This is a genomic window from Kosakonia oryzendophytica (assembly GCF_900094925.1).
Classification (GTDB): Bacteria; Pseudomonadota; Gammaproteobacteria; order Enterobacterales; family Enterobacteriaceae; genus Kosakonia; species Kosakonia oryzendophytica.
Window position 1 is genome coordinate 303,019 of sequence record NZ_FMAY01000005.1, and the last position, 19,362, is coordinate 322,380.

17 protein-coding genes are annotated in these 19,362 nt (G+C 54.9%); 10 read left to right on the forward strand and 7 right to left on the reverse strand.

Annotated features, from left to right (window positions below; translation table 11 throughout):
• Window position 1 precedes the first annotated feature (1 nt).
• The gene (locus GA0061071_RS11310; protein ID WP_061495834.1) at window positions 2–1,876 is read right to left on the reverse strand and encodes an amidohydrolase; all 1,875 of its coding nucleotides are present in this window, start codon (window positions 1,874–1,876) and stop codon (window positions 2–4) included.
• Window positions 1,877–2,111: 235 nt separating this feature from the next.
• Between GA0061071_RS11310 and GA0061071_RS11315 the strand changes: the two genes are divergently transcribed.
• The 5 genes from GA0061071_RS11315 (at window position 2,112) to GA0061071_RS11335 (ending at window position 9,259) form a co-directional block, all read left to right on the forward strand.
• The gene (locus GA0061071_RS11315; RefSeq protein ID WP_061495832.1) at window positions 2,112–2,798 is read left to right on the forward strand and encodes a hydrolase; all 687 of its coding nucleotides are present in this window, start codon (window positions 2,112–2,114) and stop codon (window positions 2,796–2,798) included.
• Between the two features lie 66 nt (window positions 2,799–2,864).
• Window positions 2,865–3,035 carry a DUF1427 family protein gene (locus tag GA0061071_RS11320; RefSeq protein WP_071890019.1) on the forward strand — a complete coding sequence of 57 codons (171 nt, stop codon included), beginning with the start codon at window positions 2,865–2,867 and terminating at the stop codon, window positions 3,033–3,035.
• 4 nt (window positions 3,036–3,039) lie between these two features.
• The gene (locus GA0061071_RS11325) at window positions 3,040–3,297 is read left to right on the forward strand and encodes a DUF1427 family protein (RefSeq protein WP_061495830.1); all 258 of its coding nucleotides are present in this window, start codon (window positions 3,040–3,042) and stop codon (window positions 3,295–3,297) included.
• A gap of 26 nt (window positions 3,298–3,323) precedes the next feature.
• Complete coding sequence (locus GA0061071_RS11330; RefSeq protein WP_061495828.1) at window positions 3,324–3,710, forward strand: response regulator transcription factor; 387 nt, start codon at window positions 3,324–3,326, stop codon at window positions 3,708–3,710.
• Window positions 3,707–9,259, forward strand: coding sequence for a trifunctional serine/threonine-protein kinase/ATP-binding protein/sensor histidine kinase (locus tag GA0061071_RS11335; RefSeq protein ID WP_088237542.1), 5,553 nt, complete (start codon window positions 3,707–3,709; stop codon window positions 9,257–9,259). Before GA0061071_RS11330 ends, GA0061071_RS11335 begins: the two co-directional genes overlap by 4 nt.
• Here the strand turns inward: GA0061071_RS11335 and GA0061071_RS11340 are convergent.
• Window positions 9,256–9,885: a response regulator transcription factor gene (locus tag GA0061071_RS11340; RefSeq protein ID WP_088237541.1), complete on the reverse strand. Its 630-nt coding sequence runs from the start codon at window positions 9,883–9,885 to the stop codon at window positions 9,256–9,258. The two genes, GA0061071_RS11335 and GA0061071_RS11340, sit on opposite strands and share 4 nt — an antisense overlap.
• Window positions 9,886–10,279: 394 nt before the next feature.
• Between GA0061071_RS11340 and GA0061071_RS11345 the strand changes: the two genes are divergently transcribed.
• Window positions 10,280–10,822: an NUDIX domain-containing protein gene (locus GA0061071_RS11345; RefSeq protein ID WP_170933839.1), complete on the forward strand. Its 543-nt coding sequence runs from the start codon at window positions 10,280–10,282 to the stop codon at window positions 10,820–10,822.
• Window positions 10,823–10,845: 23 nt separating this feature from the next.
• Here the strand turns inward: GA0061071_RS11345 and GA0061071_RS11350 are convergent, their stop codons facing one another.
• On the reverse strand, window positions 10,846–12,255 hold the full coding sequence (locus tag GA0061071_RS11350; RefSeq protein WP_088237540.1) for an MFS transporter: 1,410 nt from the start codon (window positions 12,253–12,255) through the stop codon (window positions 10,846–10,848).
• 130 nt (window positions 12,256–12,385) lie between these two features.
• On the opposite strand from GA0061071_RS11350, the gene GA0061071_RS11355 reads away from it, so the two are divergent.
• On the forward strand, window positions 12,386–13,297 hold the full coding sequence (locus tag GA0061071_RS11355; protein ID WP_088237664.1) for a LysR family transcriptional regulator: 912 nt from the start codon (window positions 12,386–12,388) through the stop codon (window positions 13,295–13,297).
• A gap of 3 nt (window positions 13,298–13,300) precedes the next feature.
• Here GA0061071_RS11355 and GA0061071_RS11360 read toward each other — a convergent pair whose 3' ends face one another.
• A complete protein-coding gene (locus GA0061071_RS11360) occupies window positions 13,301–13,891 on the reverse strand; it encodes a hypothetical protein (RefSeq protein WP_139109652.1) in 591 nt (196 codons plus the stop codon).
• 334 nt (window positions 13,892–14,225) lie between these two features.
• Between GA0061071_RS11360 and GA0061071_RS11365 the strand changes: the two genes are divergently transcribed.
• From GA0061071_RS11365 to GA0061071_RS11375, 3 genes are read left to right on the forward strand one after another with little or no spacing between them, the layout of a single operon-like run.
• Window positions 14,226–14,597: a septal ring lytic transglycosylase RlpA family protein gene (locus GA0061071_RS11365; protein ID WP_061495816.1), complete on the forward strand. Its 372-nt coding sequence runs from the start codon at window positions 14,226–14,228 to the stop codon at window positions 14,595–14,597.
• On the forward strand, window positions 14,594–15,157 hold the full coding sequence (locus GA0061071_RS11370; protein ID WP_088237538.1) for a hypothetical protein: 564 nt from the start codon (window positions 14,594–14,596) through the stop codon (window positions 15,155–15,157). Before GA0061071_RS11365 ends, GA0061071_RS11370 begins: the two co-directional genes overlap by 4 nt.
• Before the next feature lie 23 nt (window positions 15,158–15,180).
• Entirely contained in the window at window positions 15,181–16,296 is a 1,116-nt protein-coding gene (locus GA0061071_RS11375; RefSeq protein WP_061495812.1) for an endonuclease/exonuclease/phosphatase family protein, read from the forward strand.
• Between the two features lie 463 nt (window positions 16,297–16,759).
• On the opposite strand, the gene GA0061071_RS11385 is transcribed toward GA0061071_RS11375, so the two are convergent.
• The 3 genes from GA0061071_RS11385 to GA0061071_RS11395 all read right to left on the reverse strand — a co-directional run bounded on the left by GA0061071_RS11385 (window position 16,760) and on the right by GA0061071_RS11395 (window position 19,210).
• A complete protein-coding gene (locus GA0061071_RS11385; RefSeq protein WP_061495779.1) occupies window positions 16,760–17,074 on the reverse strand; it encodes a hypothetical protein in 315 nt (104 codons plus the stop codon).
• Between the two features lie 114 nt (window positions 17,075–17,188).
• The gene (locus tag GA0061071_RS11390) at window positions 17,189–17,866 is read right to left on the reverse strand and encodes a hypothetical protein (protein ID WP_061495778.1); all 678 of its coding nucleotides are present in this window, start codon (window positions 17,864–17,866) and stop codon (window positions 17,189–17,191) included.
• A gap of 387 nt (window positions 17,867–18,253) precedes the next feature.
• Complete coding sequence (locus GA0061071_RS11395) at window positions 18,254–19,210, reverse strand: D-2-hydroxyacid dehydrogenase family protein (RefSeq protein WP_088237536.1); 957 nt, start codon at window positions 19,208–19,210, stop codon at window positions 18,254–18,256.
• Window positions 19,211–19,362: the final 152 nt, after the last annotated feature.

Consider the following 19,362-nt stretch of genomic DNA (forward strand, 5'->3'; position numbering starts at 1 on the left):
GTCAGAACGCAAAGCAGCTACAGCCAAGGGCACCCCAGAACGCGTTCTCATCCGCTACCGGCACGGCGGAGCCGCGGGCGATATCATGCTGATGAACGTGAACCCCACACGGCCCGGAACAGTGGTGCATCCCCGCAGCCTGACCCACACGCGCCGTCTGTGGCGGTGCGCTGCGATAATGCCCGGGCACGTTCACCACAGGAGACCACTCCGGCAGTACCGGGATCGCCGGTGGTGCTAACGGTGCAAAACGACCTGCGGCATACACAATCTCACCGCCCACCACCGTCAGTACCGACTCAATGCCTTTGATCTCTTCTTCCGGCACGCGGAAATAGTCTTTACTCAGCACCACCAGGTCTGCCAGTTGACCGGCTTTGATCTGACCTTTTTTCCCCTGTTCACTGGAGAACCAGGCACTGCCTTGCGTCCACAGCAACAGGGCGGTATCACGATCGAGTCGCGCACTGCTTTCGTACATCTGCATACCGCCGACGGTACGCCCGGAGACCAGCCAGTAGAGTGCCGTCCACGGGTTATAGCTGGCGACACGAGTGGCATCGGTTCCCAGACCAACCGGCAACCCCGCTTCCAGCATGCGCGCTACCGGTGGCGTATGTTTCGTGGCTTGCTGACCGTAGCGCTCGGCGAAATACTCGCCCTGAAACGCCATCCGGTGCTGTACAGCAATGCCGCCGCCCAGCGCTTTGACACGCTCAATATTGGCTTCGGTAATGGTTTCCGCATGGTCGAAGAACCAGTGCAGACCATCAAAGGGGATCTCGCGATTCACTTTTTCGAACACATCCAGCATGCGGCTGATGGACTCGTTATAGGTGGCGTGCAGGCGGAACGGCCAACGGTGTTCGACCAGGTGGCGTACCACGCGCTCCAGTTCCTCTTCCATACCTGCTGCCAGATCCGGGCGCGGTTCAAGGAAGTCCTCAAAATCTGCTGCGGAGAACACCAGCATTTCACCTGCGCCATTATGGCGGAAGAAATCGCTGCCCTGACCGGGCGTCAGCATGTCGGTCCATTTTTCAAAGTCTTCCAGCTCATGCCCCGGACGCTGGGTAAACAGGTTATAGGCAATGCGCACCGTCATCTGTTTTTTGGCGTGCAGTTCGGCAATCACCTCATAATCTTCCGGGTAGTTCTGGAAACCGCCGCCTGCGTCGATAGCGCTGGTCAGGCCGAGGCGGTTCAGTTCGCGCATAAACTGGCGCGTGGAATTGACCTGCTGCTCCAGCGGCAGTTTCGGGCCTTTCGCCAGCGTAGCGTAGAGGATCATCGCGTTCGGGCGGGCGATCAACATGCCGGTAGGGTTGCCGTTACGGTCACGCTGGATCTCGCCGCCGGGTGGGTTAGGGGTATCGCGTGTGTAACCGACCACCTTTAGTGCGGCGCGGTTAAGCAGGGCGCGATCGTAGAGATGAAGGATAAAAACCGGGGTGTCCGGTGCAGCCTCGTTGATTTCATCCAGCGTCGGCATGCGTCGCTCGGCAAACTGAAACTCTGTCCAGCCGCCCACCACGCGCACCCACTGCGGCGAGGGGGTACGCAGCGCCTGTTCTTTCAGCATACGCAGCGCATCCGCCAGTGAAGGCACGCCTTCCCAGCGCAGTTCCAGATTGTAGTTCAGCCCGCCGCGAATCAGGTGCAGGTGGGAGTCATTAAGACCCGGGATCGCGGTCTGACCCTGCAAATCGATAACCTTGGTGCGCTCGCCCTGCCAGGCCATCACCTCTGCGGCAGTGCCGACGTTGACAAACTTTCCGTCACGGATGGCAACCGCGTCGGCAAACGGGTTTTCGCGATCGACCGTGTGAAACTGGCCATTAAGCAATATCAGTTCTGCGTGTGTGAGCGAATCCATCATTCCTCCAGTCTGAGTCGGCGCATAGCGGCCGGTAAGCAGTGGGAGGGATTATGGCGACGGGAATAAAGCGCAGGATAGTTGTACCAAAGTATAGGTATACCAAAGGATAGTTATACGATCAGATAATGGTTTTGCCGGGGCGGGGTACCTACCATGCAGCCAACGATAGCGATGACCCGTCGTTTGCTGTCTGAACATAGCGTTCTTCACTTTAACCTCTATGGGTACTGATATGACAACCTCGAAGCTTGAAGTCCTGACCCCGGCTAACTGTCAGTTAATCTTTATCGATCACCAGCCGCAGATGGCGTTCGGCGTGCAGTCCATTGACCGCCAGGTGCTGAAAAACAATACCGTCGCGCTGGCGAAAGCCGCGAAGGTCTTCAATATCCCGACAATCATTACCACCGTGGAAACCGAAAGCTTCTCCGGCAACACCTATCCTGAACTGCTGGATGTGTTCCCGGAGCAGGATATTCTGGAACGCACCTCAATGAACTCCTGGGACGACCAGAAGGTGCGCGATGCGCTGGCTGCTAACGGCAAACGCAAAGTGGTGGTTTCCGGTCTGTGGACAGAAGTGTGCAACAACACCTTCTCGCTGTGCGCCATGCTGGAAGGCGACTACGAAATCTATATGGTGGCCGACGCTTCTGGCGGCACCTCAAAAGAGGCACATGACTACGCCATGCAGCGCATGATTCAGGCGGGCGTGATCCCGGTGACCTGGCAGCAGGTGATGCTGGAGTGGCAGCGCGACTGGGCGCACCGCGAAACCTACGACGCGGTCATGGCGATTGTAAAAGAGCACTCTGGCGCGTATGGCATGGGCGTTGATTATGCCTACACCATGGTGCACAAAGCGCCATCCAGAGCCAAAGCCGGTCACCGCACGCTGGCACCGGTTCCGGCGCGTTAAGCGCCTCGCTGACCGGTACCGACCGGTCAGCACACTTCCTTCATTTATTCCCGGCAGGAGAAAGCCATGAATATCGGCCTGATATCGTTCGCCACCGGCGTGCTGATCGGCGTGATCTACGCGCTGCTGAAAGTACGCTCTCCCGCGCCGCCCGCCATTGCACTGGTCGGTTTGCTTGGCATGTTGCTGGGCGAACAGCTGATGACCACCCTGATAACACACTCAAGCGCAGGGTAAGCCTATGAAATCCTGGATTGTCTCACTCCTTGTCGGTGTTCTGGCAGGGGGGATTTATGCTTTACTAAAGGTTCACTCGCCCGCACCGCCGGTGGTCGCGCTGTTCGGCTTGTTTGGCATGCTGGTGGGGGAACAACTGGTTCCGGCCATTCGCAGGCTGATCGCCCGCGAACCGTTAACCCTGGCGTGGTTTCGCCATGAGTGCGTGCCCAAAATCAGCGGCGCGCCGCAGCCTGAACGTTCAGACTCGCCGCCGCATTAGCGATGCCCGATGCCCGAGGATAACGAATGACGCTTACACAGCGTGTTGCCATTGTTGATGATGAACCCTCCGTGCGCAGCGGTTTGAGCAATTTGCTGCAATCCGATGGCTACGCCACGCTGACATTCGCTTCCGCCGAGGCATTTCTTAACGACATCCCGGCGCGCAACGACACCGCGCTGGTGATTGTCGACATAAAACTCAAAGGTATGAGCGGGGCGGCGCTGTTCGAGGCATTGCAGCAAAGCCCGACACCGCCACCGGTGATTTTTATCTCCGGTCATGATGATGAGACCTGGCCGCGATATGCGGGACGCGCGGGTGCCGTTGCTTTTTTGCGCAAACCCATCGATATCGATATCCTGCTGGAACATATTCAGCGCGTGCTGACGCCGGGCGAGGATAAACCATGAGCGGGAATGATCGGCTGCACCAGCAACCCACGGAGGACGAATCAGAAGAGAGTCAGCCGTTTACGCTTCAGGATGACGCCATCTACACGCCGCTGGCGCAGGAGGGATGCATTGTCTGGATGAACGTGCGCCAGCCCCGGGCAGATGAGACCTTTATTCTTGCCACTGCCGTGAGCGACGAGACGGAACCCCGCGCCAGCCAGCTACTGAAAAATGAATTTGCCCTGCGCCCGTACCTCGACAGCCGCTGGGCGGTCAAACCCATCGCCAGTGCGCAATACCATGGCCGTTATGCACTGGTGTATCCCGCTTTCCCGTTTAAGCCGTTAAGTCGCCTGGCAACCCAGCCAGTAGCCTCTGTTGCCGACTGGCTGGCGCTGGCGGTACAGCTTTGTGCACCGCTGCGCCAGATGCACCAACGCCACCTGATCCACGGTGATATTAAACCCGGTAATCTTTTTCTTGACGACGACGGCTGTCGGTTAGGCGGCTTCGGTCTGACCACGAGTACTGCGGGTGAACTGGCCCAGAGCTGGTTGCCGCTTTCCGGCGGAACGCTGGCTTATATGTCGCCGGAGCACACCACCCGCACGCACCGCGCGGTGGACAGCCGCAGCGATCTCTACAGTCTCGGCATTGTCTTTTATGCGCTGCTAACCGGCGCGCTGCCCTTTGATCTCAGTGAAGGCGGGCAGGCGGAGTGGACATTGCACCATATCGCGTCTGAGCCCTCGCCGCCGCATACCGTACGCGATGGCGTTCCAGAGATGTTGTCGCTGATTGTATTGAAGTTACTCGCCAAATCGCCGGAAAAACGCTACCAAAGTGTCGACGGGCTGATTGCCGACCTGCGCCGTTGCCAGGCAACGCTCACGGCTGATCACGACATCGCGCTGTTTACGCCCGGTTTACAGGATCGCTCCCCGGCGTTGCATTTCGCCGACACGCTGTACCGTGAACATCCGCAGGCGGGGGAGCTGGTCGCCGCACTGGAAGAGGTGAATCAGCGCGGCGCACAAATGCTGGCGATCATTAGCGGCCCATCGGGCATGGGAAAATCCTCACTGATGGCGTCGGCGCTAAAGGCATTTCAGTGTCGTCCCACGTTGATTGCGCTCGGTAAAGCTGAACAGTCATCACAAGTTGTGCCGCTGGGCGTACTGACAGCAGCGTTTCGCTCACTGGCGCTGCATTTGCTGGGGTTACCGGCGGAAGAGGTGGCACAATGGCGATCGCGGCTCTCCCGGGCGCTCCACGGTTACGAAGCCCTCGCGGCCAGCCTGGCACCGGAACTCGGTTTACTGATAGGCAGCCCGCCGGGATCGTATGTGGACACCTTCTCACTGGATTCCCGCGCACGTTTCAACCATATGGTACTGAGCCTGGTGAATGTGTTCGCCACGCCAGGCCGTCCGCTGGTGCTGCTGATCGACAATCTGCACTGGCTTGATGAGACCAGTTTGCAGTTACTGGAATACCTGTTGCAAAACAGCAGCGGGTTACCGCTGTTGCTGGTGGTCTCACACCGGGATTTGCCATCGTTACAGGACAAAAGTTTTGAGTCTGCGTTAACCCGACTGCGCCATGCCGCCCGACAAACGGTGGAAAGCGTGCCGCAGCCGCTCTCCGGCAAAGCGGTCTCGCGCTGGCTGGCGACCATCTTTCAGACACGTCCGGCGGCCACGACGGAACTTGCGAAATTGATTCATGAAAAAACAGGGGGTAATCCGCTGTTTGTCCATGAGTTTTTTAAGCGCATTGTCGAAGACGGGTTGGTCAGCCATAGCCCTTATCAGGGGAAATGGCAGTACGATCTCGAGGCTATCCGTGCCCGGCATTACAGTGAAAACGTGATAGGGCTGGTGCTACAACAACTGGCGTATATACCGGAAGAAACCCGCCTGTTGCTGGGCAGCATGGCCTGTCTGGGCGCGACCGGGGAATTATCGCTGATTGGCCAGATCGTCGGGATTTCACCCACCGAAGTACGCTACCGACTGCACCCGGCCGTGTCGGTTCAGTTGATTACCCTCGGCGCGGAAGAGTATGCGTTCCCCCATGAACGCATTCAGGAGGCTGCCGTCGCGTTGCTGGATCCGACAGCACGCAGTCAGTTGCATCTGACTGCTGCCACGCTGTTGGCAGAGAGATCACTGTTGGCGTCCGGGAATGATGTGTTATTCCGCGCCATTCACCATATAACAGCGGCCATTGACAGTATTCAGCCACCGCCGCAACGGCGGATGTTCAGTGAGCTGAGTGAACTCGCCGCACGCCGGGCAAAACGCACCGGCGATTACAGCTCAGCACTGGGGTATTTACACACCGCGCGTCTTCTCAGCACCGACAGCACGGCGCGGTTTGCCCTCGATCTGCAACAGGCGGAGTGCGAGTTTCTGCTGGGGCATCTCGCCACCGCCCGCAGTCTGTGTGAGAAGCTACTGGCGGCGCCTGGTGAACTGGCGGAAAAAGCGCTGGCGGCAAATCTGCTGGCGGAAGTGCATATCCGCCAGTCCAGTTATCCACTGGCGCTGGAGACCACGCTGTGCTGGCTGTCGGTATTCGGTATTCACCTGAACCGCTGGCCTGATGCAGAAGAGTGCGACGATGCCTGGCAGAGTATGCATGCGCGGGTCGGGGAACAGCCTGCCAGTCTGTTTATGGCGTTGCCGCGCATGAACCACCGCGAAACCGATGCGTTAATGAACCTGCTGGCGAGTGCCAGCCTGTACGCCAGTTTTATCTGCCCGCGACTGCATTTTTTGCTGCTCTGCCAGATGCTGCAATTGACGCTGGAGCGCGGTCTGACGGGGGCTTCCACTTCCGCACTGGCGTGGTTTGGTGTCCTGATTGGCGAGCGTTATGGTGAGTATTCACTGGGACTGAAATACGGCACTCTGGCGCACGATCTGGTGACGCGACACGCTTTACACGACTACGCCGCCAAAACATTGCTGCCGCTGGGTCGGATCAGCGTCTGGACACAGCCCTTATCACGCAGCGTGGAGTATGCAAAAGCCTGTTTCCGCGCAGCCGTGGCGAATGGCGATCTCACCATTGCCTGTTTTGCCACCTTCCGCCAGGTGAGCAATAGCCTGAGTCGCGGTGATCACCTCGACAGCGTCTTGAGCACCATTGAGCGCGGGCTGTCGTTCGTGCGGGAAACCCGTTATCAGGATATGGATACGGTTCTTGAGTTACAACGTCACTTCGTCGAGTTTATGCGGCAACCAGAAGGTGTGTTTAGCGGTAAAGCGATGCTCCCCCCCTCGTTACTGCCGCCGTCACCGCCCGCAACCATGCAGTTCTGGTTCTGGCTCTATCGCGGGATGGCACACTTCGCTGCCGGCGAGTATGCCCAGGCCGAGCAGGCGCTGCTCGAAGCGGCGAAACATGCCTGGTCCGCACCAGGGCATATCAATCTCCTGGATCTCCATCTGTACAGCGCATTGTCGCTGTCAATGCAACTGACGCCGGATACCTTTTCAGCCGAACACCGTCTGCGCCTGAACACGCACTACAACAAAATAGCCCTCTGGGCACGGGTGAATCCCGGCACGTTCAGCGATAAAGAAGCGCTGTTATATGCCGAGATTGTGCGTCTCGATGGCATGAACAGCATCGCACTGGCACAGTACGAAAAAGCCATCAAGCTCTCGCGCGAAGCGGGGTTTGACCCCAGCAATGCGCTTGCCCATGAGCTGGCCGGGCGTTTCGCGCTGGCCAGCGGTTACCACACCGCGGCAGACGCGCACTTCCGTGGCGCGATAACCGCCTGGGCCCGGGTCGGGGCGCGGGCGAAAGTCCGCCAGCTTGAGCAGGAACATCCGCATCTGGTGGCACCAGCAGAAAGCACGCCTTATGACACCATTGCCTTTGCGCAAAATGAAGAGATTCGCGATCTGCAAAGCATTATTAATGCCTCCCGTGCGCTGTCGGAAGAGATTAACCTGGAGCGGTTAATGCACATTCTGCTGACCATGCTGCTGGAACGCGCGGGCGCGCAGCGGGGATTGCTGATCCGCGTACTCAACGACAATATCCCGGAAATCGAAGCCAGCGCACACACCAGCAACGACGGCGTGCGCGTCCGGGTGATGAAAGAGGTGCCGATGGCGACCGATATGCCGTTGTCGGTGCTGGCCGCAGTGATCCGCACCGGGCAGGAGATCCGTACCGGCAGGCCGGAAGAGTACAGCCCGTTCAGTCAGGATCCTTATCTGCTGACTTCCGGCGCGGCAGTGATGTGCGTGCCGATGTTCAAGCAGGCGCGGCTGGTGGGGGTGTTATATCTGGAAAATCGCCTGATGCCGGAGGTGTTTACCGCGGAACACTCCCGCGTGGTCAATCTGCTGGGCGCGCATGCCGCCGTTTCGCTGGAAACTGCGCGTTTGTATGCCGAACTGCTGGAAGAGAACGTTCAGCGCCGTCGGGTAGAGAAAGAGTTGCGTGCCAGCCAGACGTCGCTGATGCTCGGCGAGCAAATCAGTCATACCGGGACGTGGCGCTGGGAGCTGGAACAGGATCTGATGCATATGTCTGAAGAGTATGCTCGCATCCTCGGTCTGCCGGAGAAACAAAAACTGATTTCGATGGCGGAGTTTCTCACTTTTGTGCACCCGGACGATCATCCGCATATCAGCGAACTGGTCACCCGCAGTGTGGCGGATGGCCTGACGATGCAGGCGGAGTTCCGTATTATCCGCGCGGACGGTGAGTGTCGGTACATTCTGGGTATCGGCGATCCGGTGGGTGCGGGTGACGCGGTGTATGAGTATTTCGGCACCATCACCGACATTACCGCGCAGCGGCAAAACGAGGACGCCGTGCGCGTTGCACAGGCGGAACTGGCGCGGGTTTCACGCGCTACCACGGTCGGGCAACTGACATCCTCCATTGCCCATGAAATCAACCAGCCGCTGATGTCAATTGTCGCCAATGCGGGCGCCAGCCTGCGCTGGCTGAATCGCGACCCGATTCCGGTAGAGAATGTGCGCGCCGGACTGACGGAGATCATCAGTGAAGGTCAACGCGCAGGCGAGGTGATCCGCAGTCTGCAATCCCTGACGCGGCGGCAGGCCCCTGTCCTGGAACGCGTCGATTTACACGTGTTGATCCGCCATATTATGACCCTGTCGCGCAGCGAACTGGAGCGCAGGCGTATTACCGTTGAATACATTCTACAGGCGGGTGGCAGCGTCGTTTATGGCGACAGCGTGCAGATCCAGCAGGTGCTGCTGAACCTGGTGATGAACGCTGTTGAAGCGATGAGCGATGTGGATTCACGCCCCCGGATCTTGACGCTGGATACGCAAAACCCACAGCCGGGAACCATCCGTTGCCAGATTGCCGACACCGGGAGCGGAATGGATGCGGATGTGCAGGCGCGGCTGTTCGAATCGTTCTATACGACCAAACCGCAAGGAATGGGGATGGGGTTAACCATCAGCCATGCGATCATTGAACGTCATCAGGGCAAACTTTACGCTCAGGCAAGGCAACCTTTCGGCAGCCTGTTTACCTTCGAATTGCCCGTGGCGGGGGATTAGCGGCTACGGGATTTGGCAATCTGCAATGTGCCCGCAGCGTGAACCAAATCGGCGAGAGAGCGGGCCTGCATTTTCTCCATTACCCGGCGGCGATGCACTTTGACGGTGATTTCACTCACACCAAGCTCAGCGGCGATCTGCTTATTCAGCAGGCCGCTAATGGCCAGCTCAAACACTTCCTGCTCACGCGGTGTCAGCGAGAGGTGGCGCTGCCGGAGAGCAAAGAGCTCCTGTTGTTGTGCAAATTCTTTCTCCGCCACGTTCAGCGCCTCGGCTACCGCAGACAATAGCCGTTCCGGCTCCACCGGCTTGGTCAAAAATTCCCGCGCGCCGGCTTTCATCGCCCGTACCGTCAGCGGAATTGTGCCATACCCGGTGAGAAAGATTATGGGCAGATCGCGCCCGCGATCTTTCAGTACGCCCGCCACGTCAAAACCGTCGACAACCGGCATATTCAGATCGAGGATCAGGCATGAAGGCACAGAGGGGGCGGAAACCAGAGGATCGGCAAAAAAGGACTCAGCGGAAGGAAAATCGACAGCGGGGTAACCCTCCGACGCCAGCAACCGGACAAGCGATTGCCTGACAGCATGATCATCATCGACAACATAAACGATAGATTCCATTATCGACCTCTGTATAGGTTGGAATGCGAATAAAGCCCCCTGTCCAGGATGAGGGGATACTGTTAACACAAAAACTAACCTGATGAAATATCTTCCTTTTCTCTCAATAGCCGTGCGCTTTTTGCCTTAGTTCAGGTACACCGGGCACCGAGCGGGAGTGACCCACCAGTCACGTCTGGCTTTCGAATGAAATTTACCTTAAAAGGGTGAATGTTGCATGAAATTTAATTAATCATTTCTTATTTGTTATTTTGCTAACCCTTTTCTGGCCGACAAGGTTGACCGTTTTTAGTGGAAAAAATCAGAAGAGTTGCAGGTTGGAAGCAGAACGGTTGATGATAAAACAGGGATAGCAGGGTGAAAGGTAAAAAATGGCGACGCCAGGAGAATAATGATGACCGGAATCAAAACGCTGACCACCACGGAAATTTACCGCAATAAATGGATGCGTCTGCGTGAAGACCGGATCCTGCGGGCTGATGGCAACGAAGGGATCTACTCGGTGGTTGAGAAAGCCGATTTTGTGGTGATTATCGCCAGAGAGGGCGACTCACTTTATGTTGTGGAGCAGTTCCGCTATCCGCTGAAGCGGCAGACGATCGAACTGCCGCAAGGTGCCTGGGAGTGCAATCCTGATGCCGATCCCGGCGAGGTTGCCGCCGGGGAGTTACGGGAAGAAACCGGGCTGGTGGCCGGGACAATGCGCCGGGTTGGTTACCAGAAACTGGCTCAGGGATACTCAAGCCAGGGCTACCATATTTTCCTCGCAGACGATCTGCGCTATGACCAGCCGTCGCTGGATCCGGAAGAGGTTGGGCTGACCGCCCGCAAAATGCCCATCCGTGAGTTTGAAGCGCTGATCCGCGATGGCCTTATTAGCGATGCCACATCAGTAGCGGCTTTTCTGCTGGCTAAACTCAAGGGGATGATTGACTGATCATCCCTCAAAATATCAGTGAGCTACCCGGATTTAACCTGGACAAAACGAATGCGACTCAGGCTGAAAAAGAGAGCGAGCAGCGTCGCTGCGGTGGCGAGCCATAGCCCCAGGCGAATGGCGTAAGCATCCTGAACTGGCGCGCCTGGTCGTGAGCAGACGGCAAAAATCACGCCGACAAGGGCTGCGCCAAGACACTGGCCGAAGGTGCGCATGATCGCCAGGATACCGGAAGCGTAACCACTCTGTTCCCGTGGGGCATTGGCCATGATTTCACGGTTATTTGGGCTTTGAAAACAGCCAAAACCGATACCACAGACCAGCCCACGCCAGCTGATATCCCACATCTGCGCCTGATTGGGCAGCAGGGCCAGCAGCATCAGCCCGATGGCGAATACGCATAAACCCACCGTCGAGATGACCGCTGGCGCATAATGATCTGCCAGCCGCCCGGCATGCGGTGCAATGAGGATGATCCCGAGCGGCCAGGTCGTGAACAGCAATGCGGCGGTAAACGCACTGTAGCCATACACGTTCTGGAACAAAAAAGGCAGTGCGACAAAGGTGATCCCCTGGCTGATAAACGATGCCAGGGAGGTCAGCGCCGCCAGGGAAAAGCGTGGTGCAGCAAACAAGGTCAGTGGCAGAAGTGGGTGTGACGCGCGCTGTTGACGGCGGATAAACGCCAGCCCGGCAAACACGGCGATAGCGGCATACGCCACAGCATCGTGTAGCGCATCCGGCCGCGAAAAGGCGTCTGCCGCCATGATCACCGCCCCCAGCATGACAGCGGACATTACCGCGCCCGCCACATCAAAAGGTCCAGCCGTGAGGCGCGGTTTACCGGGGAGCACACGCAGCGTCAACATGATGGCGATGAACCCCAGCGGGATATTTATCGCGAATAGCCATTGCCAGCCCACCGTCGCCAGTAACGCACCACCTGCCACCGGCGAAAGCGCTGTCGCTGTGGCAATCAACAATGCGTTCATGCCGAGAATGCGCCCCAGCAGCCGGGTGGGGAAGACAGAACGCAAGATTGCGGGGGCAATGCTCAGTGTCGCCGCACCGCCCATCCCCTGCAAAACGCGCAGAGTCACCAGCATCTCCAGCGACGTGGACATTGCACACCCCAGCGAGGCCAGCGTAAACAGCCCCAGACCGGCAGCAAACAGCGCGCGAAAGCCTGTTCTCACCGCCAGGGCCGCAAAGATTGCCAGCGTCATGGCGGTGGAGAGCAAATATGCGTTAACCACCCACACCGCATTGCCCGCCGTCACATTAAGCAGCCGCGCTATCTGTGGCAGGGCAATATTGACCATCGCGCCATCAAAGACCGCCATGGTGGTGCTCGTCATCACTGCGATCATCGCCAGCGCGCGTTGACGCCCCGGTAAGCCTTCATCGCCAGGTTTATCGGTAAATAACTCCATCTTGACCTCTCTGAATTTGTGCTTGCGATAACCTTAAATGCGCGCAAGATAAGGCGGAAGACGCAGCAGTTGCATTAATACCATGCAGCAAACGCCACATATGATAATGACCCATGAGAAACAAACCGTTATGAGCGAACCCGACCTCAATTTGCTGTTTGCACTGGATGTTCTGCTCGCTGAGCGAAGCGTTGCATCCGCCGCGCGTCGCCTGGGGCTGAGCGCTTCGGCCATGAGCCGTACCTTAAGCCGTTTGCGTGAGACGACCGGCGACCCGTTACTGGTGCGGGCAGGGCGCAACATGGTGCTCACGCCTTACGCGGAAGGGATCCGTGAGCGAACACAAAATGCGGTGTTTGAAGCGCGGTCGGTATTGCGCCCGGCGTTACCCGGCATGAATGTGACGCATCTGGAACAGATATTTACACTGCGCGCCAACGACGGCTTTGTGGAAGCCTTCGGCCCGGCGCTGATTGCGGAAGCGGCCGCCATCGCACCGGGTGTGCTACTGCGCTTTCTGCCAAAAGCGGAAAAGAGTGACAGACCGCTGCGCGAAGGGCTGGTCGATCTGGAAATTGGCGTACTGGGAGAGATGGGGCCGGAAATCCGTGTCCAGGCGTTATTTCGGGATCGGTTTGTGGGAGTTGTGCGTAAATCGCACCCGCTGGCGCAGCTTAAGGCCGTCACCCCACAAGCGTATGTGGACTGGGGTCATGTTGTCGCGTCACGGCGCGGTTTGCTGAGCGGCCCGGTGGATGACGGACTGGCAGAACACGGATTAACGCGCAACATTGCTGCCGTCGTACCGGGCTTTCCTGCTGCGCTGGCCGTCGCGCGCTCAAGCGATCTGGTGGCGTTGATCCCGGCTTCATTCCTGATTAGCCCGGCGACAGAAGATATCTTTCATGTGTTCGAGCTGCCGGTAAAAACCCACCGGATCACGGTATCACAGTTGTGGCATCCGCGTTCGGAAGTGGATCCGGCGCAGCGCTGGTTGCGCCAGTTTGTGCGCGAGGTATGCCAGCGATTAATGCCGGAATAAGCATTATCCCTGTTTTCGCGTAACGCTCTGCCGCTCTTTTTGTTGCACACGTTTGAGCTGCCCGCGCCATAAATGGTTATGCAGGCAGTACGCCGTAGTGCGGTAAAACATCATGCTGTTGAGGCATATAAAAGCGCAACCACTGAATATCACTGCCAGCACCGCGGTAACGAGATGGGTGGTATGGATCGCCATTCCTGTCAGCCCGGGAAAAATGGCCGCGATGAAATTTATCAGCGTGCCCAATGCGGTCAGCGAAATAAAGATGAGAAAAAATCGAAACGCGCGCAGATAACCCTTGGCGGTAAACAGCGCCGCAGCATAGAGGAGCAGGATATATACTATTGCCGCAGGCAAGATCCCGGCAAATAGTTTAAATTCCGGCCAGCCAAACCAGCGAAATAGCGCCATCCATAACGGAACCTGCCACATCATATAACTGAACAGCGTCAGGAGGGTGCAGCCGGACAGTGGCAGCGCCATCGTCTGCAAACCTACCGGCCCGCCGGCTCTGTCCAGCAGACGATCCCGCAAAGAATCGAGTTTATCCTCATTGTGAGCCTGCTTTTTCTTGTCGACTATCATGCTGAGCACGAGGCTTCTTTTGATATGTTTCATCATTGCGGTAGGGGTTACGTCCTGTGATAGTGAATAAATCAGTGCAAATAAACCTGCGCCATTTTACCGTGTTCGGGACACGCTTTTTACGCTTTTCAATAGTAACTTCCCCACCGTTTTTAGGGATCGGAGAAATACAACGGTGGCCTTCATTGCAGCAGAAACAACGTTAAGAATAATCTGAATAGAGCCTGTTTTTATATTTCCCCAACAGATACTTTTATCACTGAATTAACAGATACGCGTATTATCAGCGCAACGGCTAAATGAGTGTGTTCGTTACTTTTTTCAAGAATAAATGGAGTGAAAAATGGGACTACCCGTATCCGGGCTGGCATCAACCTATTCAGATTTCTTTATTAATAAAATGACGGCGAGCGGAGATATTTACACACACGCAGGCTTTACCGCTGCGTTATTGCCGCGTGAAAGGTGGCGTGAGGTTCCGCTTGGGACCAAACTCAAGCTGACGTATCAAGGACGTTCCGTTATCGTCAAGGTAAACGATCGGGGCGCTGGTGATGGCTCAATGGCGCGCGTTCTCGACCTGAGCCGCGCTGCCTACGCCAGTCTGACCGGAATACCGCTTAGCGCAATCACGGATAAAACAGCGGGTATCATCAACCTGCAATCGATTGTTATTGTGCCGCCAAATTCAGCACTGGGACCTGTATCAAAATGAATAAAAAGAATACGTTACGTCTTGCAGGTGCACTCGCCAGCCTGCTGATATTTTCTTGCCCGGCGGCGGAAAACATCCCGGATGCGGTAAATCAGTTGATGGCGTCACCTGTGCGTAATCTCAGCCAGGCAGACAACGATGCAGAGGGCACGGCGCGTTGGGTTGCCTGGGAAGAGGGCACGCCGGATGCCCGCACTTCACATTTGGCGCTGTTTGAAAAACAGAATAACGGCAACATTCAGCCTGTATGGTCAACGGCATGGCCGGACGCCTGGGCTCCGTCACTGTTAGTGCTCCAGGAGTGGCGCTGGCACAATCAGCCGCTGCTTGCTGTCACGGTGCAATTCGGTGCTGCGGCTGAACAAATCGATATTTACGGGCTGAATGAAAATAACCGCCCGCAGCGCCTGACAGGAAAAACCGCCGCCAGCATCAGTTGGAAGGTTAATACAGCCGGGCAACGATTACTGGTTGTGTATGAGGCGAAACCGACAGTGCTGAAAGCAACCTGTTATGGCTGGCAGGATAACAAACTGGCGGTGAAATCCTGCGACGACTAATGCAATAAAGGGGAGGGTGCATAATGCGGCTGGCTTCTTATAACGTTGAGAACTTGTTTGATCGTGCGAAAGCCATGAATCAGAGTGATTGGGCCGAGGGCAAACCGATTCTGGAGAAGTTTGCCGCGTTAAATGCACTGCTTGGAGAGTTAACGTATACCGCCGAAATAAAGAAAAAAATGGTGGTCTTGATGAACGATCTGGGATTGAGGAAGTCCGATACCGGCCCGTTCGTTATTCTGCGTCGTAACCGTGGAAAACTGTTAACCCGCCCCCAGGATGGCGGTGAAATCAGCATTACCGCTGAAGGCCGCGCAGACTGGGTTGGTTCGCTGGAACTGCGATCCGCCCCCGTAGATGAAACCGCCATGCTCCTTACCGCGCAGGTCATGATCGATCTGCGCGCCGATATTTTGGCCGTTGTGGAGGCAGAAAGCCGACCCGCGTTACAGGCATTCAACAGCGAAATTCTGCCAGCGCGCAAAGGCACGCCTTTCGAACATGTGATGGTTATCGACGGTAACGATGAGCGTGGCATTGACGTCGGTTTGATGACCGCCAACGCCTTTCCGATCGATACCATTCGCAGCCATGTTGATGATAAAGACCGCGCAGGCGCCCCCATTTTCTCCCGCGACTGCCCGGAATTTGCCATTCCCTTAAGCAACGGCGAAACGCTGCTTGTATTAGTTAATCATCTGAAAAGTAAAGGTTATGGCAGTAAAGGGAGTTCTGATGCCCGCCGTAAAGCACAGGCAGAACGGGTGAAGGCGATTTATCAGCAGCGGGTAAAAGAAGGTGAAACGTTTATCGCCATTATGGGGGATTTTAACGACACGCCAGACAGCCAGACGCTGGCACCGTTGCTTAAAGAAACGGATTTGCGTGACATCTTTACCCATGAAAAATTTGATAATGGCGGTTACCCCGGCACCTGGGGAAGTTGTACCGCCAGCAACAAGATTGACTATATTTTGTTGTCGCCCGCCTTGTGGGAAAAAGTGAAACAGGGCGGCGTATACCGCAAAGGAATGTGGCCTGGTGTGCGTCCAGCAAAGTGGGAAACCTATGCTGAACTGAAAAAACCGGTCAACGCCGGCTCCGATCATGCCGCTGTTTGGGTTGAGCTGGATATCTGACAGATTAACAGAAGCCAGGCTAATCCCTGGCTTCTGTGTTCGCGGGCGTTTCCGTTACAACCTGGTATGGTTGCCCGGTGCATTGCGTCAGCCGCGTATTGCGCATGCCCGACAGGTCTTATTGCAAAGGCTGGGCATTGAGAGAAACACCGGGCCTGGCGCTAAGGCAATAACACGACCAGCACAATAATCATGACCGCAAATAGCCGGATTCCATCTGAATACATGTAAGTACGCATAATGTATATTATGTTAAATAGCATGAAGTAATGAACGGCACCGTTATTGGGCATTGATTCTCGCTCAATCAGCACGTTATCGGGTTTGCCTCTCCTGCCGTTCTTGCCTTTCCGTGTTCGGTACACGTTCTGCATGGCAATCTCTATGCACAATGGATTCTGGTCTTACTGTGACCGGCGGCGTCCCTTCCGCCTGGATCGCAATCAACATATCAATGCCCGCGTTAGGATGCAGAACGCAATACCCATTCAATCGTATCTTTAAGCGGCCCGGTAATTTGCCCCTGATCAAACCGTTGATAAGCATCATTCAGGAGATTGATATTGATATCCCAATTAATTCCAATCGTCTGATTAACACCAGGGCCAACACTCAGGTTTGTTTTCCCATTTGAAAATATATGAATATGGGGATATTTTGTCGCATCAGGAGGATTTCCGATAAAAGTCCCCTTATCGTTATCCGCTTTAACACAGCCATTTTGTTTTGCCGCCTTTGCAAAATCAGCAGTGCTTATATCCTCATCGGGTTTGCACATAATTCACCTTTACGATTTAAAAATGAAGATGCCCGAAGACAGAATATTACTGTTATCACTTCTGCCTTTCGGACATGGATTAACAGCAAGACGCATAAAAAATACTGCCTCTATTTAACAACTCGGATTAACAGTCCATGTTCCATCGATGTTATAAGAGACATCAAAGGTGGTTTCACCCCCTGTGGCATCACATAACGCCGCGGTCAATGATGAACTGGTGAAATTCATCACGGTCCCGGCCTGATATGACCCGGTTTGAATGTAATATTTAAGGATCGGCTGACAGTCCAGATTCTGGTTGGGAAGCACAGTGGTAAAGTTAGATAACACCACCGAACCATCCGCCAGCTGTACCGCCGATCCCGCGTTGATATTGGTTAGATTCGGGTTAAATACCGGCGAAACAATGCGGAATGACCCTGCCTGCGCAGTGGTGTCAGCCACCGGAGCGCTGAGTCCAAATGGGCTCAACGAAAGCGTTGTTGAGTTATTTTGCGCATTGCTGGTTGTCGCTGGTGTCAGATCGACTGCACGAATAGCAGATAAAAATCCAGATTGTTGCCCTACCACCGGCGGGGTATTACTTTGCTGAGCGCCAGCATAAAACTGCATATTAATCAGAAAAGTATAAGTACTACTGCTGGAAGAATAAGGTGCCAGAGAAATATTCTGGATACTATTTGAATACACATGACTTCCGCCGATATATACAGCGGGCTCCTGGAAAAAGAAAAAATCCAGCAGGGTGTTACTCTGATTTGTCAGATTAAATCTAATTAAAGTACTCATGATGTAATTCCTTATTGCTTAGGTAGTGTAATTTACAAATATCTTGAATATTATATATAAAATATATTTTATTTTTTTATTCCATAGGCTTACCCCCTTATTATGAAAAGGATATATCTTTGCTAAGTTAAAAATAAAATACGAGCGGCTATTTTGCAGTCAATTTAAATTAATAGTCACATTAGAATACAACACAAACTAATTTCCAGATCGTTACGATCAATTGTGCTAATGGGTAATGTATACCCACACCGAGACAGGCCTCCCCTGCCCCGCATGTAAGACCGGAACTTCACAGATTTTATGAAGATAAGAGATTTTGCTCTGGCAGAATAAAATCCAGAACCGATGTGGAGGGTACCACTTGTTATGGATCCCAAGGATCCATTAAATATTTATGACATGCGTAGTGTCACCGTCAAAAAAGCGCACTACGTTATCGAACGCAGCCCTGAAATAGAGTGCGTAACTCTCCTTTTCCACATAGCCTAAATGCGGTGTGCACAACACGTTGGGCAGCTTTAAAAAAGGGTTATTGGGATCGTAAATGGGTTCATGCTCATAGACATCGAGGGCCGCGAAGCCGGGTCGCCCTTGAATCAACGCATCATAAAGCGCACCTTCGCGGACAAGTTCAGCACGGCTGGTATTCACAAATAAGGCATCAGTTTTCATCAATGACAAATCCGCCGGGGTAATGTTGCCCTCGGTCTCCGCCACCAACCGCTGATGAACAGTTAGCACATCGCAGGAAGCAAAAAATTGCTCCCGGCTAACGGGTACGTGTAATCCGGCAGATCGGGCCTCTTCCTGCGCGCGTTTGCTCCCCCACACCTGGACGTTCATACCAAATGCCGTTGCATAGGTAGCAACACGTTTGCCAATTTTTCCGTAGCCCAGAATACCCAGCGTCTGGTTATTCACCGCACTGCCAATATCTCTTTGCCAGCGACCGGCTGCCATGGCGTTTACGGATGGGATTAATTTTCTTCGCGATGCCATGATCAACAACCAGGTCAATTCTGCCGGTGCAATCGGTGACCCCGAGCCCTCAACAATCGCAACCCCCGCTTGTGTGCAGGCGGTAATATCAACATTCCGCGCCAGCTTACCAGTCTGGCTGATCACTTTGAGGTGAGGTGCACGGCGCAGAAATGCCGCATCAACCACGGTTCTTTCACGGATCAGGATTAATGCTTCGGCATCCGCTAATTGCTTCTCCGTTTGCGGATCTTTACTCATGTCACCCAACGCAACGCAGTGAAACCGCGCATTCTGGTGTAAAAAATCGAGATGCGCGGTTGCAAATTGATAGTCATCGGGTATTAAAATAGTGATAGCCATCGGGTAAAGATTCTCCTTAAATGTAGGGATAATCAATGTCATCAATTATCGTGCGACAAATAAGGATTTAATTCAATACAAATTAACCAAATACCTCACCTTCCCTGCAATAATAACGCAGAAAAGGTGAGGTTAAAAATATGACTTATCGT

Bases quoted from the DNA above. Each gene is read 5' to 3' on its own strand.
- GA0061071_RS11310 (WP_061495834.1), bottom strand. From the start codon at position 1,876: ATGGATTCGCTCACACACGCAGAACTGATATTGCTTAATGGCCAGTTT.
- GA0061071_RS11315 (WP_061495832.1), top strand. From the start codon at position 2,112: ATGACAACCTCGAAGCTTGAAGTCCTGACCCCGGCTAACTGTCAGTTA.
- GA0061071_RS11320 (WP_071890019.1), top strand. From the start codon at position 2,865: ATGAATATCGGCCTGATATCGTTCGCCACCGGCGTGCTGATCGGCGTG.
- GA0061071_RS11325 (WP_061495830.1), top strand. From the start codon at position 3,040: ATGAAATCCTGGATTGTCTCACTCCTTGTCGGTGTTCTGGCAGGGGGG.
- GA0061071_RS11330 (WP_061495828.1), top strand. From the start codon at position 3,324: ATGACGCTTACACAGCGTGTTGCCATTGTTGATGATGAACCCTCCGTG.
- GA0061071_RS11335 (WP_088237542.1), top strand. From the start codon at position 3,707: ATGAGCGGGAATGATCGGCTGCACCAGCAACCCACGGAGGACGAATCA.
- GA0061071_RS11340 (WP_088237541.1), bottom strand. From the start codon at position 9,885: ATGGAATCTATCGTTTATGTTGTCGATGATGATCATGCTGTCAGGCAA.
- GA0061071_RS11345 (WP_170933839.1), top strand. From the start codon at position 10,280: ATGACCGGAATCAAAACGCTGACCACCACGGAAATTTACCGCAATAAA.
- GA0061071_RS11350 (WP_088237540.1), bottom strand. From the start codon at position 12,255: ATGGAGTTATTTACCGATAAACCTGGCGATGAAGGCTTACCGGGGCGT.
- GA0061071_RS11355 (WP_088237664.1), top strand. From the start codon at position 12,386: ATGAGCGAACCCGACCTCAATTTGCTGTTTGCACTGGATGTTCTGCTC.
- GA0061071_RS11365 (WP_061495816.1), top strand. From the start codon at position 14,226: ATGGGACTACCCGTATCCGGGCTGGCATCAACCTATTCAGATTTCTTT.
- GA0061071_RS11370 (WP_088237538.1), top strand. From the start codon at position 14,594: ATGAATAAAAAGAATACGTTACGTCTTGCAGGTGCACTCGCCAGCCTG.
- GA0061071_RS11375 (WP_061495812.1), top strand. From the start codon at position 15,181: ATGCGGCTGGCTTCTTATAACGTTGAGAACTTGTTTGATCGTGCGAAA.
- GA0061071_RS11385 (WP_061495779.1), bottom strand. From the start codon at position 17,074: ATGTGCAAACCCGATGAGGATATAAGCACTGCTGATTTTGCAAAGGCG.
- GA0061071_RS11390 (WP_061495778.1), bottom strand. From the start codon at position 17,866: ATGAGTACTTTAATTAGATTTAATCTGACAAATCAGAGTAACACCCTG.
- GA0061071_RS11395 (WP_088237536.1), bottom strand. From the start codon at position 19,210: ATGGCTATCACTATTTTAATACCCGATGACTATCAATTTGCAACCGCG.